This window comes from Echinicola strongylocentroti, from assembly GCF_003260975.1.
GTDB classification, from domain to species: domain Bacteria; phylum Bacteroidota; class Bacteroidia; order Cytophagales; family Cyclobacteriaceae; genus Echinicola; species Echinicola strongylocentroti.
Genome location: NZ_CP030041.1, coordinates 699,464 through 714,906 on the forward strand (window position 1 = coordinate 699,464; position 15,443 = coordinate 714,906).

The window sequence follows — 15,443 nt, forward strand, 5'->3', positions numbered from 1 at the left end:
GGAGCTACATTCCGTTATCATTCAAGCATAAATCAAACAAAGATAAAATTGCCCAGATACAGGTACTGAACACCACATAACATCTCGCTCATTTTCCTTATTAGAAATCGCTATTAATTTTTAATTTGCATATCGTTTTGATATAGCGCTAACCAAACCAGCAAGCATGCAAGTCAACTTTAAGCAGCAAATTCTGCCGCACCTTTTAGGAATCGTTTCTTTTTATGTCCTGATCGTAATGTACTTCTCTCCGATCGTATTTGACGGAAAGATGATCTTCCAAAATGACATCCTCCAATGGGAAGGCTCCGCAAAGGAAATGATTGACTTCAGGGAGGAAACAGGCGAAGAAGGATTATGGACCAATAGCATGTTTGGCGGAATGCCGGCCTATCTGGTCAACACCGAATACCCTGGTGATATTTCCAGAGCGGTGATCAGCACGTTGACTTTAGGGCTTCCCCACCCCATCAATGGACTATTCTTTGGCATGGTCAGCATGTACATTCTACTACTGACGTTTCGGGTAAGGTCGGAGATTTCGGTCATGGGTGCTTGGGCATTTGCTTTTAATACCTTCCACATGCTCAGTCTGGAAGCAGGTCACAATGCCAAAATATGGGCCATTTGCCTCGTCCCGTTGATCTTGGCAGGGATAAACATGGCCTTTAACGGAAAAAAACTCTTAGGTGTCGCCATTACGGCCGTGGCCTTGATGCTGCAGATCCGCTTCAATCACCTCCAGATCACCTACTACACCTTGATCGTCGTCCTGATCTATGCCATTGGCCAATTAACGTATTATATCAAAGAGAAAAGATTGCCGGAATTTGGCAAAATCGCCGGAATCCTCATTATCGGCGGATTGATTGCTGTGGGAGCGAATGCCAATAGACTTATCTCTGTGCTGGAATACGGGAAATACTCCATACGAGGTGAAAAGCTTCTGGAATCCGCAGGAGACAATGAAGCAGGGTTGAGCAAGGAATATGCCTTTAGCTGGTCGCAAGGCAAATTGGAATCCCTCACCCTCTTGGTGCCCAACTTCTCCGGTGGTGCCAGCCAGGAAGGGATCGGGGCCGATTCCAATGCCGCTGAAGCACTCAGACAAAACGGCGTCTCTGGTGCGCAATTGTCCAATTTCCTTCAAGGAGCTCCTACCTATTGGGGTGACCAGCCCTTTACCGGAGGTCCTATTTACGGTAGTGTCATCATGGCATTTCTCTTTGTAATTGGTATTATTTACGCTCCCAAACGGTTTAGGAATATCTTTGTGGTAATCACCGTGCTATCACTTATGCTGGCTTGGGGCAATAACCTTGCTTGGTTTAACTACACCTTATTCGACATACTTCCCGGCTACAATAAATTCAGGGCGGTTTCCATGGCGCTTGGGATCACCTTGTTTGCAGTGCCTGTTTTAGGATGTATTGGCTTGGAACATTTATACGCAGACCGCAACCAACAAAAGAAAACCAAAGCCCTATTGCTTTCCGTTGCCATCGTGGGTGGATTTGTTTTGTTATTGATCCTATTGGCTGGAGTTTTTGGATTCAAAGGTGCCGCAGACGCCAGCTTCCCTAGCTGGCTGACAGATGCCCTGCGTGAAGATCGCAAAGCTATGCTGCGTAATGATGCCCTTAGAAGCTTAGCTTTTATCCTTCCCAGTGCCTTGCTGATCTTCTTTGCTATCAAAGGCAAAGTCAACTATCTCTATGCTACCTTGGGAATTGCCATTTTGGTCGTCGCAGATGTATGGACAATCAACAAACGCTACCTGAATGATGACTCTCTGAAAAAAAGCCCAAGTGAAAGTTATTTTGCCCCTACTCCTGCCGACAAAAAAATCATGCAGGATGACGGCTACTTCAGGGTGCTCAACCTCCAGAACACTTTCAAAGAAGCCAGAACAAGTTACCGCTTCCAAAGCATCGGAGGTTACCATGGTGCCAAAATGAGACGTTACCAAGACCTGATCGAAAGGGTACTACAAACAGAAATTTCCGGCTTTGTAAAGAAAGCCCAAGAAGGCAATTTTGACTATGCCAATCTCCCTGCACTCAACATGCTCAACACCAAATACATTCTGGCTGGCAATAGCGAAAAGGCAGTTTTCAAAAACCCAGAAGCCAATGGACCGGCATGGTTTCCCCAAGAAATCGTAGCAGTAGGTAGCAATGATGAGGAAATAAGTGAAATCCCGCAAATCAACACCAAATCCCAAGCCACGGTCAATACCAACGAATTCGAGGCGGAAGCTGGTGCAGGAACGGTTTCTATCAAAAACCACCAACCCAACAAGTTGGAGTACACCGTCAATGCATCCAAAGCGGGGCTAGTGGTATTTTCCGAAATCTATTATCCAGAAGGATGGACAGCCACCATCAATGGTGAAAAAACAGAAATAATACGTACCAATTACCTATTAAGAGGACTGTTAGTGCCAAAAGGTCAGTCGGAGGTGTCATTTAAATTTGAACCAACCAGCTATTATCGTGGTTCTTTTATTGCGGTTTCATGCCAATATTTTATTATATTACTCTTGATTGTTAGTCTTGTTTTACCGTTTACCAAATTCGCTAACTATGGAAGAAAAGGATAAATACATCAGTTTTTATGATCAATTTTCTACTGATTCCCGAAAAAAGGAAGTCAGTGCACTGAACGTATATATTCTGGAAAAACTAGTGGCAGAAGGGCTTAAATCCAACCACAAGATCGTCGAAGGAGGCTGTGGGCTAGGTGAACTGAGTCATTTGCTGGCCAATAAGGCCAAAAGCGGTAAAGTCCTCGGGGTAGACATCAACGAAGACACCGTCCAACGTGCATCAGAACTTTGGAAAAAACAAAAGAACCTGTCTTTTGTAAAAGCTGAGATGAAGGCTTTTGAAAACCGGGGGGAAACGTACGACTTCTTCGTCCTCACCGACATCCTACAGCAAGTATCGACGGATAAACATTTGCGTCTCATCGAAGCCGTAAGGAGGCATTCCCATGAAGACACCACGGTTTTTATCCATCTACCGACACCTCGGTTTTCTGAATGGCGTGCACACAATGATCCCGAAAGTCTCCAGTTTATCGAACCTTCTGTGAACATAGCTGGACTCGTCGAAAGCCTCACGTTGAACGATTTTTACCTTGAAAAAGCGGTTTCTTACAGTGTCTTTTACGAAGAAAACGATTACCAGTATTTTATTTTCAAGCCACTTACAAGAATCGCTGCTCCTACTCCAAAGAAAAAGTGGGCAAACCTCAAAGAAAAATTGCCAACCAACTTATTGGGCTTGCTATAGTAAGCCCGCTCCAGCCATGCTAGACTACTGTGTCATTATTCCTGCGCACAACGAAGCGCAGTATATATCCTATTTGCTTGATTCCCTTACCAAGCAGTCACTCCTCCCCAGGCAAGCAGTCATCGTTAACGATAATTCCACAGATCAAACAGCGAGTATCATCGACCGATATGCGAATGACTTCCCTTGGATCACCAAGGTCAATAGCCAGACGGAAGCTTCCCGCCTACCGGGCAGCAAAGTAGTGGCGGCTTTCGAAAAGGGAATGGAGGAGATCAACCAGCCATTTGATTTTATAGTAAAGTTGGATGCTGACCTTATTCTTCCGTTGGATTATTTCGAAAAGATCTCAGGTTTTTTTCAAACCAGCCCCAATGCAGGCATCATTGGAGGATTCGCTTATGAAAAGGAAGGTGATCAATGGAAGCTCAACCACCCCATGGGCAACGACCATGTCAGAGGAGCATTCAAGGCTTATCGTAAAGCGTGTTTTGATAAAATGAATGGATTGCGATGCTCGATTGGCTGGGACACCATGGATGAGCTTTTGGCACGCTATCATGGGTTTGAAGTAATTACTGTTCCAGAGCTGAAAGTCAAGCACCTCCGCCCTACGGGCTCTTCCTATTCCAAAAAAGCTAAATATATGCAAGGGCAGGCCATGTACAAGATGCGCTATGGATTTGGCATCGCTTTCTTATCCATGGCAAAGGTCAGCTGGAAACAACAAAAACCGCGGTACCTCTGGGACAGCATGATAGGATACATCACTTCGTTTTTTGATAAGACCGAAAGGGCTGTCACTAAAGACGAAGGCAAATTTATTCGTTCTTATAGATGGAAAAACATCTTTCAAAAGATCAGCGGTAAATAACCCGATTTTTTATAAGTTTGACCACCAAAAGCAAACGGTTCCTAATCAAGCATGGCAAATCCCATCATCGAACAACTAAAAATAGCCCAACAAAAAAGTATCCTTCCCAATACCAACTGGCAACGAGACAAAAGTGCCGGGCTGGAATACTTCCGCTACAGGCTTTGTCGCCCACTGATAAAGGGGGTGTTTTATACCTACAGATGGTGGAATAAACCCAGCCCTTGGTTTGCTCCTTCCGCTGTCAACTTTCTGAAAAAATGGCTGGAACCGGAAATGGTAGGATTGGAATTTGGCAGTGGAGCCAGTAGCAAGTTCTTTGCTTCCCGGGTCAATAAACTGGTGAGCGTAGAGCACCATGAAGGCTGGTACACCCATGTACACCAGTGGATGGATGAAAATGGTCTGGAAAACATCGATTACCGATTAATTACTGAAAAAGAAATCGATGAACCAAAAAACCTCCCCGCCTTCTTCAAAACGCATCAATTAACCAAAAAAGACTATCCCTACAAAACAGAGTTTTGGGACTATTTCCATGTGGCAGACGAGTTTTCAGATGGGTATTTTGATTTCATTTTGGTGGATGGACGCGCCAGAGTGGCCTGCCTGCTCAATTCACTTCCCAAACTCAAATCCGGCGGACTGATGATTCTGGACAATTCCGATCGGCCTAGCTATCAGCTTGCCTATAGGGTGTTGAAGGATTGGGAGCATTTCACCTGCACCACGGGACTCTCGGACACCACTTTTTGGATCAAACCATAACCTATGGGCACCATCAGGACACAGTCTTCACAAACGACCATCATCGCCTATGCAGGTATCCTGATCGGCTTTGTCGGTTCTGCATTACTGCGTCCTAAAATCCTCTCAGAGGGTGAAATTGGCATGCTCCAACTGGTGCTAAATACTACTGCTCTTTTTGCTTCCATCTTTACCTTGGGCACCAACCTCACCACCCTCAAGATGGTACCGGAGTTCAAAACCAAGCCTGAAAAGAAAAGAAGTTTCATTACTTTTTCACTATTGGTGGGAATGGTGGGTTTACTATTGGCGGTACCCGTTTTTCTACTTACCAAGACATTTATCTTCCAAACCCAAGATGGGGGATTTGAAGGATTTGACTACAATAATGAATTTTACCTTGGTATGCTAGTGGTCATTGGCTTTAGGATTTTCCAATACATTCTGGACGCCTATCTCCGCACCAATCACCAGCCACTTCCTGGTGTGATCGCCGAGAGCATCATACAAAAGGCGTTGCCTATTCTTGGCTTGGTGTTTTTTTATTTTCACTTGATCAATTTCCAGCAACTCATTTACCTTAACCTGGCCATTTTCATCCTTCCAGTCACCATCTCCTTCGTCATGCTAAAGCGTGCCAAGGTATTTACTCTTGGAAAGCCGGGGCCTTTTACGCCGGATGAAAAAAAGACCATTGCCGGAATCTCCTCCTCGGGAATTTTGGAAATCTTAAGTGGTGGTTTGGTCCTGTACATTGACACCTATATGGTACAGTGGCTGATGGGTGAAGCTGCGGTGGGCGTCTATACCACACTGTTCTTTTTTGGCGTGGTCATCAGTGTCCCTGCCAAAGCCATCAGGAGAGTATCTATCGTGACCATTTCAGAATCCATGGCGCAAGGTGACTATTCCACGATCCAGTCGATCTACAAAAAAAGTAGCCAAACATTGCTGGTGGTAGGAGGACTGTTGTTTTTGGGCATTTGGTGCAATCGCTACAGCGTAGGAGCCTACCTTGGAGAAAGCTACGCCGTGGCTATCCCCATCTTGCTTTACATTGCGCTGGCCCAGCTGGTGGATTGTATCACCTCGGTCAATTACCAAATCATCGCTGTATCGAAGCACTATTATTATAATCTGTTTATGGGCTTCTTGACCCTTGCCTTGCTGATCACTACCAACTACCTCCTGATCCCGATCATGGGTGTCATCGGTGCGGCGGTGGCTTCACTTATCATTATGACCCTGATCAATGGCCTCCGCTACTTCTTTCTCCGTCAAAAATACCAGCTCAGCCCATTCACCACCGAAAACCTCAAAACCATCCTGATCATAGCGCTGGTATGGGCAATAACGGACTGGATTCCGAATGTTGAAAATATTTACCTCAATTTGATCCTAAAAGGAGCCACCGTACTGCTCCTGTACATCCCCGCAGTATATTTCACCAAATGCTCCCCAGACTTCAATGTCGTGGTCAATAAGTACTTGAGAAAAACCGGTATCGATCTGTAAACGCTGGCCAAGGACTCATTATTTAGATCACAACTCCAAAAAAAGCCTTCCGACTTTAGACCTTACCTTATTGAAAAAAATCGTTGTACCTCCTCACAGACTCTCCTTACATCATCTTCGTGAAGATAAGGATGCAAGGGAAGTGAAAGGGTGAGATTGGAAAGCCTGGAGGCTACAGGGAACTTCTTATTCACTTCAAAAGCCTCCGTGGAAGGAACGGGAAGCGGGTAGTGCACAGCAGTACCAATTCCCCTTTCTGCAAAATAGGCCTTCAGCGCATCCCGCTGCTCGGTCTGTACGGTAAAAAGGTGGGCATTGTGCTCCTCTTGAAGAATACCTGACGGGACAGTCATCCTCTTTAGGTGCTGCAGATGGTCGAGGTAGACCTTTGCCAACGCTTTACGTTTTTGCTGCCAGACCGTGAAATAGGAAAACTTCACGTTTAAAAAAGCCGCTTGAAGTGTATCGATTCGGCTATTTCTCCCGATGACTTCATGGGTATCCCGACGAGGTTGTCCGTGATTGGACAGCAACCGTAACCTCTCTGCCAATGAAGGGTCATGGGTACTCAATAGTCCCGTTTCACCAAGTGCACCGAGGTTTTTGGTAGGGTAAAAACTAAAGCAGCCAATAGCTCCAAAGGCACCTGCACTCCTGCCCTTTTGGAACGCCCCAAAAGCTTGTGCCGCATCTTCTATCACGTGGATTCCAGTATTTACGGTTAGCTTGAGCAGCCGCTCCATGTCTACCATTTTTCCATAGAGATGCACGGGGATGATGGCCCTTGTGCGAGCAGTCATCAAGCCAGGAAGCTGTAATAGATCCATCAGGCCATGACCATCCACATCGCAAAAAACCACCTTTGCGCCCACCATGCTGACCACTTCCGCTGTGGACACCCAGGTCAACGCCGGCACGATCACCTCATCGCCGGGACCAATCTCCAACGCTCGCAATGCCAGCTCCAGTGCGTCCGTTCCATTGGCGCAGGGGATGGCGTGAGGTACGTTTAAATACTCCCGCATCGTTTTCTCCAGCGTATCAACTTCCTCGCCGCCAGAAAACAGGCCTTTTTCCAACAGTTTGGCAAACTTCGACTTCAGCTCATCGGCCAGGTCGGCGTGCATGGGCGCTAGTTCAAGAAATGGAATCGATCTGCTCATCAAGCAACAGGGCTAGTTTTTTGGTCAATGTCTTGCGCTCAAAGCGCGTAATGTCACGATCGGCCGAAGTCTCTTCTTCCATCAAAGCCTGATCAGTGAGGTATTGCCTTACTCCGGGCACATCTTCGTGGGAAAATACACGACCTGCTCCGGCTTCGTTGATAATCGTGGCAGCATCCCCTTTTGGATCTCCCAAGGCTACGATATTTCTCCCCGTGGCAATGTACTCAAACAATTTTCCAGGGATATTTCCCTTTGCATTCTTGGTGTTCGTCAGGATCAATAGCAGCATGCTTGAACGTTCGTAAAAAGCAAAAACCTCCTCATGAGGCACATATCCTGCAAATTCCACTCGCTCCGAAAGCCACGGATCACCTTCGATATAGTGCGTGACTTTTTCACTTACGCGCCCCACAAAGGTCAGCTTCACCTCTCGGTCACCCGCTTCGAATGCAGCTTTAAATGCTTCCAAAAAGGGTAATGGATTGCGTATAGCGTCGATGATCCCGGTGTAAACAATCTCCAACACCTTGCTTTTATCTTGCTCCTTTTTGAATCCAACAGGCAAGTCGTCAGAATCAAAACCATTCGTGATCAGATCGATGCTGCGACCTGCAATCTTCTGCAGTTCTCCTTTAAAGGTGGGTGAAATCGTCACTACCTTTTCGGCTTCTTTGAACACCGACTTTTCTAGCTTCTCATGTCTTCGACGGATACTTTTCATCATCGGAAGGGTATCCAAAAACTCCCAAGTGGACCACGGATCCCTAAAATCTGCAATCCATGGCAACCCAGTCTTCCGCTTCAGGTTACGTCCGATCAAGTGCATACTGTGGGGCGGGCCTGTGGTGATGATGGCCTTGATATTGTTGTTCTTTACAACGTCCTCCAAAAACTCCACAGATGGCTTCACCCAAAAGACCCTGGGATCTGGTACGATGGCATTGGCGCGAAGCCAAATTGCTGTCTGATCAAACCAATTTTTCTTCCGCTTTTCGATCAGCTTGGAAGGATCGGCTTTTTTGCCTTCTTTCTTTTTCTTCAAAAAACGGAAAACCCCATAAGGTTCCCAAATGGGGAATTTGATGATCTCCCAATGAGGGGAAACCTCCTTGTTCATCGTCTCATCTTTTAGCTCAAAATCAGGATTCTCCGGTGTAAAAATCACTGGCTCCCAGCCAAAATCAGGTAAGTATTTCGCAAATTTCAGCCAACGCTGTACGCCAGACCCAGCGCTTGGTGGCCAATAATAAGTGATGATCAATACCTTCTTGGTGTCTTTCATAGGGTAAAGATAGAAGGTTATTGGAAGAATGTAGATTCGAAAATTGTAAAATTCGGAATGGCTATGCAGTCAGCAATCTATAGTTTACTGAATACTTGGTTACTGATGCCCGGTCAATCTGTGGTATTTTTCCAAAATCAATGCATGCATCCTTCTTCTGTCGAACTTTTCGACCACTTCCTTGTATAATGTATCCGCCAATACCTGCATCGATTCTCTCTTGACATAGGCAAATTCCAAGGCATCTTTCAGCACCGACACGCTCTTTACCGGAAATACCAACCCGGTTTTCTTGTTGCGAACGATGTCCGTATTGCCAGGGATATCAGAACAGATCACCGGTACCTGCATGGCTCCTGCTTCCAAAATAACATTTGGAAAACCCTCCCTGTGAGAAGCATGGACCAGCACATCGGATATGGCCAAGTAGTGCTCCACATGGTCTGACCAACTCACCTGCACAATTCTGGGGTGATCTTCTATTTTCCGAATGACATCTTCATCCACCGGGTCCAAGTGCTGCTCATAATCGCCCAGCAGTACCAATTTGGACTTATTTACGATCCTGGATTTTAAGAATGCCTCCACTAATTCCTGGATACCTTTGTCCTTCACCAGCCTTCCTACAGCCAAAATGATAAAATCATTCTCCCCGGGCATCACCCGCATCGTGGCTGCCACTAAGTGGTTTTCTTTCAAATTTTCTCGGCTAAAACGAACGAGATCTACACCATTGGAAGAACCATTGCCCAGCACTTCCAGCTTTTCCGGTCGGGCCAGTTGCTCTTTTTCTATAAATGACTTGAGGGACAGGGAATTTGGCCAGACATGTGTGGCATATTTAAAGGTCCACCGTTCAGCATTTTCCAGCATTTTACGTTTGTTGTCTTTGGTCACCACATAAGGTAATCCAGCCACAGTATGAATCCGGGTCTTCACTCCTGCCAGCTTCGCCGCCAGCATCCCCAATAGTCCGGCCTTCGGTGTATGGGTATGGACAATATCCGGCTGCTCGCTCTTTAGGAATTGGTACAGCTTCCAGAGGCATACCAAATCCTGCAAAGGCGTGATCTGTCGAGTAAATGGAATGCTTTGGTGCTCGCATCCCTCTTTGGCAATGACTTCATTGACTTCTTTTCCATCTGCACTTACCATCTGCACATCCCACCCAGCGGTCTTCATGTACTTCATTTGACCCGAAAGCAGCAACTTTAGTGAAAGGGGAACAGTGGTAATCCGTATCAGCTTTGGCATGAACTTTTACTTTAAAAGCACAAATATATACCTAAAAAGTGAAGGAATATATTTTATTTGGTGAATAATAACAAGAACAAAAGGGACACCCTCAAATATGTTACCAAAGAACAAAAAATAAGTATAAAAGATTGGCAGGTGTAAAAAACCTGCCAATCAAGGGATTACAATCCTGCAGCTTCAAACAACACCTCCACTGGATGTAAGGCTTTTTTACCAGTCCCATCTGCGATTTGATGTCTACAGCTAGTCCCGGGAGCTACCACCACCGTGGCCTCATCGGCCTTCCGAACAGTGGGGAAAAGCACCAGTTCGCCCACATTCATGCTCACCTCAAAATGCTCCTCCTCATATCCAAAGGAACCTGCCATTCCACAGCAGCCGGAAGGTATCGTTTCTAGGTGGTAATTCTCCGGTAATGTCAACAGCTTTTGGGTAAAAGACACAGAAGAAAGGGACTTCTGGTGACAATGGCCATGAAGCAAAATCTTCTTGCTGGCTTTGGTAAACTGCTCAGCAGAAATGTTTCCACGCATGGCTTCTTTAGCCAAAAACTCGTCCACCATCATGCTATGGCGCTTCAGCTTTTTGGCATCATCTACTAAATCCTGGTTCACCAAACGAGGGTATTCGTCCTTGAATGTCAGGATCGCTGATGGCTCCACACCTATCAGGGGCTCATCCAAAGTCACCTTATCTTTAAAAAGGCTGACATTCTGATTGGCCATCTTTTTTGCCCTGTCCAACAGCCCTTTGGAGATCGCCCCCCGTCCACTTTCCGGATGATCGGCCATCTTCACCTCGTATCCCAGATGATGCAGGAGCTTGATGGCCTTGATGCCGATTTCAGTATCATTAAAGTTGGTAAACTCATCGCAGAAAAAGTTCACTGCCCCCACTTTCTTGGATGGGGCAGGTAGATTGTTGTAGTGTTTTTTGTACCACTTTCTAAGGTTGACTTTGGAAATCGTGGGTAAGTTTCGCTTTTCGGCCACGCCTAGGACCTTCTTCATCATACTTCCTGTAGACTTATTGGTCATCAGAAAATTGGTCATTCCCGGCACCAAGCTGCCCAGTTCATTCAGGTTATTGATATAAGCAAAGGCCTTGCTCCGCAGCGGTATGCCGTGTGTTTTGTGGTATTGGTGAAGAAACTCCGCCTTGAGGCTGGACATGTCCACATTGGAAGGGCACTCGGAGGTACAGCCTTTACAGGACAGGCAAAGGTCCATTACTTCTTTGATCTCCGGATGGTCAAATGGATTGGGCTGGGTATTTTTGGTCAAAAACTCCCGCAATGTGTTGGCACGACCACGGGTGGTGTCTTTTTCGTTCTTGGTTGCCATGTAGCTCGGACACATCGTACCACCAGAAACAGGTAATTTTCGACAATCCCCAGATCCATTACACTTTTCAGCTGCCCGCAAAATCCCTCCCACATGGCCAAAATCCATCGTGGTCTGAAATTCCGGTGTTTCCATGTCACGCTCATAGCGCAGGAAGCTGTTCATCGGAGCCGTGTCCACGATTTTTCCGGGATTGAAAATATTATTGGGATCCCAGGATTTCTTGATCCTGCGGAAAAGTTGATAATTTTCTTCCCCGACCATGATGGGGATAAATGCCGCCCTCACTCGGCCATCACCATGCTCACCACTGAGTGATCCATCGTATTTTTTCACCAGTTTTGCGACCGCCTCGGTGATTTTATAAAAATCCTCCACATCCTCGGACTTTTTCAAATCCAAGATGGGACGCAGGTGAATTTCGCCAGCTCCAGCATGGGCATAGTGTACCGGCTTTTGGCCATAGCCTTTCATGATCTCCCCAAATTCGGCAATAAAATCGGCAAGATCGTCTATATCCACAGCCGTATCTTCAATACAGGCCACGGCTTTTCTGTCCCCGGGAATATTGGCGAGCAAGCCAAGCCCTGCACTTCGTAGTGTCCACACATTTTTGGTCCGCTCACCTGTGATGATCGGGTAGGCGTACCCTAATCCGGCCATCTTCATGGCATCGATCATCTTTTGGGCTTGCTGGAGCGCTTCTTCTTCTGTCTCTCCCCTAAACTCCACCATCAGGATTCCCTCCGGATCGCCTTCCACGAAGTAACGGTTCTTACTTTGCTCGATATTCTCTTTGGTGCAGTCCAATATGATTTTGTCCATCAGCTCACAGGCTGTCGGATGGTGCTTCATCGCCAGCTGGGTCGCCTTCATGGACTCATGGATCGTCCCAAAATGGGCAGCTACCACCACATCCTTGGGTGCTGGAAGCGGATCCAAGTGGATTTTGATTTCGGTAGTAAATGCCAGCGTTCCTTCCGATCCACACAGTAATTTACAAAAATCAAAAGCCGTATCCTTCTCCGAAAACACCGCGGTCTCCAACAAATAATCCACCGCATACCCCGTGTTGCGGCGCTGAATAGAGGGCTTGGGAAATTGCTTTCTAATATTCTCCTGATGAGCTGGCTGACTGAGCTCTTCATAAATCTCCTGATAAAGCTTCCCTTCTAGGTCATTTTGCTTCCTTTTATCTTCAAACTCCTCTTTCGAAAGCTGGCTGAAAGTCACCTCAGACCCATCACTCAAGATGGTCTGCAATTCGAAGGTGTGCTCGCGAGTGGAGCCGTAGATAATGGAGGTGGTTCCGCAGGAATTATTTCCCACCATTCCACCGATCATCGCCCTATTGGCAGTCGATGTCACGGGGCTGAAGAAATACCCATGGGGTTTTAGGAAAGCATTTAGCTCGTCCCTGACCACACCTGGCTGTACCCGTACCCAGCCTTCTTGTTTATTGAATTCAAGGATTTCGGTAAAATATTTCGAAACATCCACCACGATGCCATCTCCCACACACTGCCCCGCCAGAGAGGTACCTGCTGTTCGGGGAATCAGGGATGTTTTGTGGGTGTTGGCAAAATGGATGAGCTTTTTGATATCATCTTTGGTCTTTGGTAAGGCTACCGCCAAAGGTAATTCCCTGTACACCGAAGCGTCTGTCGCATACAGGGTTCTCATGAGTTGATCGTAATGTAAATCACCTTCCAATTCTTTGGCTAATTCAGCCAAAAAAGGTGACAAATTCGCTGGTTCGTTAGACATGCCATAAAATTAAAACAGTTCGCGCAACTAATAAATAATAAAATGAAATATCTGAGGAAAAAAGTCGATAGTCCACCGCCCACTTACCAAGGTAAGCCTAGGACAGCCCTGCTGATTGGGCTAACTGCCAACTGAATAGGAATTATAAATATGGCCCATCTTGAAACGTTATGCTTTATCTTTTTGGCTGGCATGGGCCGAAGTATCCAACTGCTGATAGCGCTCTTCCAGGTCATTAAAGTCATTTCGTTCGCCAAAGTGCTGCTTGGCCGCTTGATGGATCATTTTTGCATGTTTTAAGATCACCCGTTTGTGCTCAGGCCGCTGTGACAAGTTATGGATGGTGACCATAGCGCCCATCAGATGAATAAGGACAGCGGGACTACTTTGCCCAAATTGGCGAATCTGGTTAAATGCCACACTGACTACACCATCAAAGCTCATTGTATTTAGGATCAAGCGGAGTTTTTTGTCTTCATCAAAACGATATGGCCCCGGCAAATCCACTGCTGTCAAATAGCAAATGGAATCGGTCAGTTTGTCAATGCACGTGATGGCCGTATAGGGGTCATTTACACCTGGGGACAGTGCACGGGAAGCCACTTCCACCATTTGCCTCACGGCAAATTCACTGTCTTGGGTCGAATTCCTCTTGATGCCTATAATGAGCACAGATAAAAGCCGGCTTTCAAATCCTTCTTCCAACTCCTTCTCACCATACACTGTAAAAACTTCCTGCCCCTCCACCAAAAAATGACCGGCATGTTTTTTCACTTCGATAAAGCCTTCTATTTCCTTCGCAAGATTGATCAACCGTTCCCTGTTGACTACTTGGAGGTAACCGCTCCTTTTTACCTTATAGACCTCCTTATAGCGGGCATTTTGCTTTAATCTTTCGATTTTTGAATCAGCAATGTCCAGTACCTCTTCCTCCTCTTCTGCCTTGGGAAACAACCTCCGAAAGTGATGGTTCAAACTGCTATTGACATTAGAAACCACTTGGTCAGCTTGGATACTTATGGAAATGTGGTGAATAAAAATCACCAAGAGAAAAATATTGACCAAGGCCAAAATAATGGAAAAACCTACCGAAATAGTCGGCAGAAACTGCAAACTATCACTGGACTTAACAGTACTCAGCACTACCAAGCAATACGTAAAAGTGGCAATGTAAGACCCCAAGACCACCTGATTGAGCTTATCATGCATGAAATTCTGCAAAAGTCTCGGACCAAACTGGGAGGATGCCAAAGTCAAGGCTACCAATGTGATGGAAAACACCGTACCCGCCACGCCTATCATCGCCCCAGCTATGGTGGACAATACACTTCTGGCAGAATCTGCACTCCCGATCAGAAAATAGCTGAAAACCCCAGAAGGCTCTACTTTTACCGCATCATCCAAAAAAACCAATCCAAATGCTGCCAAAATAGCACAGAGGATAAGAATCAACGGTACAAACCAAAAGCTGGATTGGATATTGGACCAAAAATAAATGAGTTTTGCTTTCAATTGTTGATCATTTTATGGTTACTGTTTGAAAATCACCTTCGGTTGATATGGCCACAAAGGAAAATTATTGGGATACGTGAGATAGTAGGTTGATCGTCGATCCACTGGGCTCTTTCACAAAAAAACGCCTGACACCCCAGCTCTCATCCCGAATATCATAGATAATAGGATAGTTCATGTCCTTGGCACGCTGGTACATCATGTCAATATCCGAAACTTCCACGGACATAAAGACCGCTTCATTATTGACCGGAACGCCGCCTTCATGTTTGAAAAGGTTGATTTGGGCAGTGGGATTCTCCGTGGAGACGAATGTCACCACCCAACCTAAATCCATGGCCAGTTCCATTCCTAAAAACTCAACGAAGAATACTTTCGATGCCTCTACTTGATCGGAATAGATATTTGGGACAATTCTTCGTATTCCCACTCTTCCTTCTTTCATGGTTCATGTAGGTTTTGGTCTTCAGAAATAAGCTAAATTCCTCCTCCACAGCTACCTCTTATTTGCTGTTTCGTTATTGTTCAAAATCAAACTAACAAAAAAATCTCAATTCCACCTCCAAAAACCTCTCTAAATACCCACTACCATTTTTTTCAAAAAAGTGCTTCCCTACCCTTTCCAAAAAAACGACCTACTCTAGTTATTGAAATTTTTATATTAATAAGGCATTCAAAAACACC

11 protein-coding genes are annotated in these 15,443 nt (G+C 45.8%); 5 read left to right on the forward strand and 6 right to left on the reverse strand.

Annotated features, from left to right (window positions below; translation table 11 throughout):
• The first annotated feature begins 166 nt into the window (after positions 1-166).
• The 5 genes from DN752_RS02635 to DN752_RS02655 are packed head-to-tail and all read left to right on the forward strand — an operon-like array spanning position 167 to position 6,432.
• Entirely contained in the window at positions 167-2,602 is a 2,436-nt protein-coding gene (locus DN752_RS02635) for a YfhO family protein (protein WP_112782545.1), read from the forward strand.
• Positions 2,586-3,296 carry a class I SAM-dependent methyltransferase gene (locus tag DN752_RS02640; RefSeq protein WP_112782546.1) on the forward strand — a complete coding sequence of 237 codons (711 nt, stop codon included), beginning with the start codon at positions 2,586-2,588 and terminating at the stop codon, positions 3,294-3,296. The genes DN752_RS02635 and DN752_RS02640 overlap by 17 nt, the downstream gene beginning before the upstream one ends.
• 16 nt (positions 3,297-3,312) lie before the next feature.
• Complete coding sequence (locus DN752_RS02645) at positions 3,313-4,170, forward strand: glycosyltransferase family 2 protein (protein ID WP_112782547.1); 858 nt, start codon at positions 3,313-3,315, stop codon at positions 4,168-4,170.
• 51 nt (positions 4,171-4,221) lie between these two features.
• The gene (locus tag DN752_RS02650) at positions 4,222-4,938 is read left to right on the forward strand and encodes a class I SAM-dependent methyltransferase (RefSeq protein WP_112782548.1); all 717 of its coding nucleotides are present in this window, start codon (positions 4,222-4,224) and stop codon (positions 4,936-4,938) included.
• A gap of 3 nt (positions 4,939-4,941) precedes the next feature.
• Positions 4,942-6,432, forward strand: coding sequence for a lipopolysaccharide biosynthesis protein (locus tag DN752_RS02655; protein WP_112782549.1), 1,491 nt, complete (start codon positions 4,942-4,944; stop codon positions 6,430-6,432).
• A gap of 62 nt (positions 6,433-6,494) precedes the next feature.
• On the opposite strand, the gene DN752_RS02660 is transcribed toward DN752_RS02655, so the two are convergent.
• The 6 genes from DN752_RS02660 to DN752_RS02685 all read right to left on the reverse strand — a co-directional run bounded on the left by DN752_RS02660 (position 6,495) and on the right by DN752_RS02685 (position 15,204).
• The gene (locus tag DN752_RS02660; protein WP_112782550.1) at positions 6,495-7,595 is read right to left on the reverse strand and encodes a DegT/DnrJ/EryC1/StrS family aminotransferase; all 1,101 of its coding nucleotides are present in this window, start codon (positions 7,593-7,595) and stop codon (positions 6,495-6,497) included.
• Positions 7,570-8,880, reverse strand: a complete 1,311-nt coding sequence (locus DN752_RS02665) for a glycosyltransferase family 4 protein (RefSeq protein ID WP_112782551.1) — start codon at positions 8,878-8,880, stop codon at positions 7,570-7,572. The genes DN752_RS02660 and DN752_RS02665 overlap by 26 nt, the downstream gene beginning before the upstream one ends.
• Positions 8,881-8,979: 99 nt before the next feature.
• Positions 8,980-10,134, reverse strand: coding sequence for a glycosyltransferase family 4 protein (locus DN752_RS02670; protein ID WP_112782552.1), 1,155 nt, complete (start codon positions 10,132-10,134; stop codon positions 8,980-8,982).
• 164 nt (positions 10,135-10,298) lie between these two features.
• The gene (locus tag DN752_RS02675) at positions 10,299-13,247 is read right to left on the reverse strand and encodes an FAD-binding and (Fe-S)-binding domain-containing protein (RefSeq protein WP_112782553.1); all 2,949 of its coding nucleotides are present in this window, start codon (positions 13,245-13,247) and stop codon (positions 10,299-10,301) included.
• A gap of 168 nt (positions 13,248-13,415) precedes the next feature.
• Positions 13,416-14,759, reverse strand: coding sequence for a DUF2254 domain-containing protein (locus DN752_RS02680; RefSeq protein ID WP_112782554.1), 1,344 nt, complete (start codon positions 14,757-14,759; stop codon positions 13,416-13,418).
• Positions 14,760-14,823: 64 nt separating this feature from the next.
• Entirely contained in the window at positions 14,824-15,204 is a 381-nt protein-coding gene (locus DN752_RS02685) for a VOC family protein (protein ID WP_112782555.1), read from the reverse strand.
• Positions 15,205-15,443: the final 239 nt, after the last annotated feature.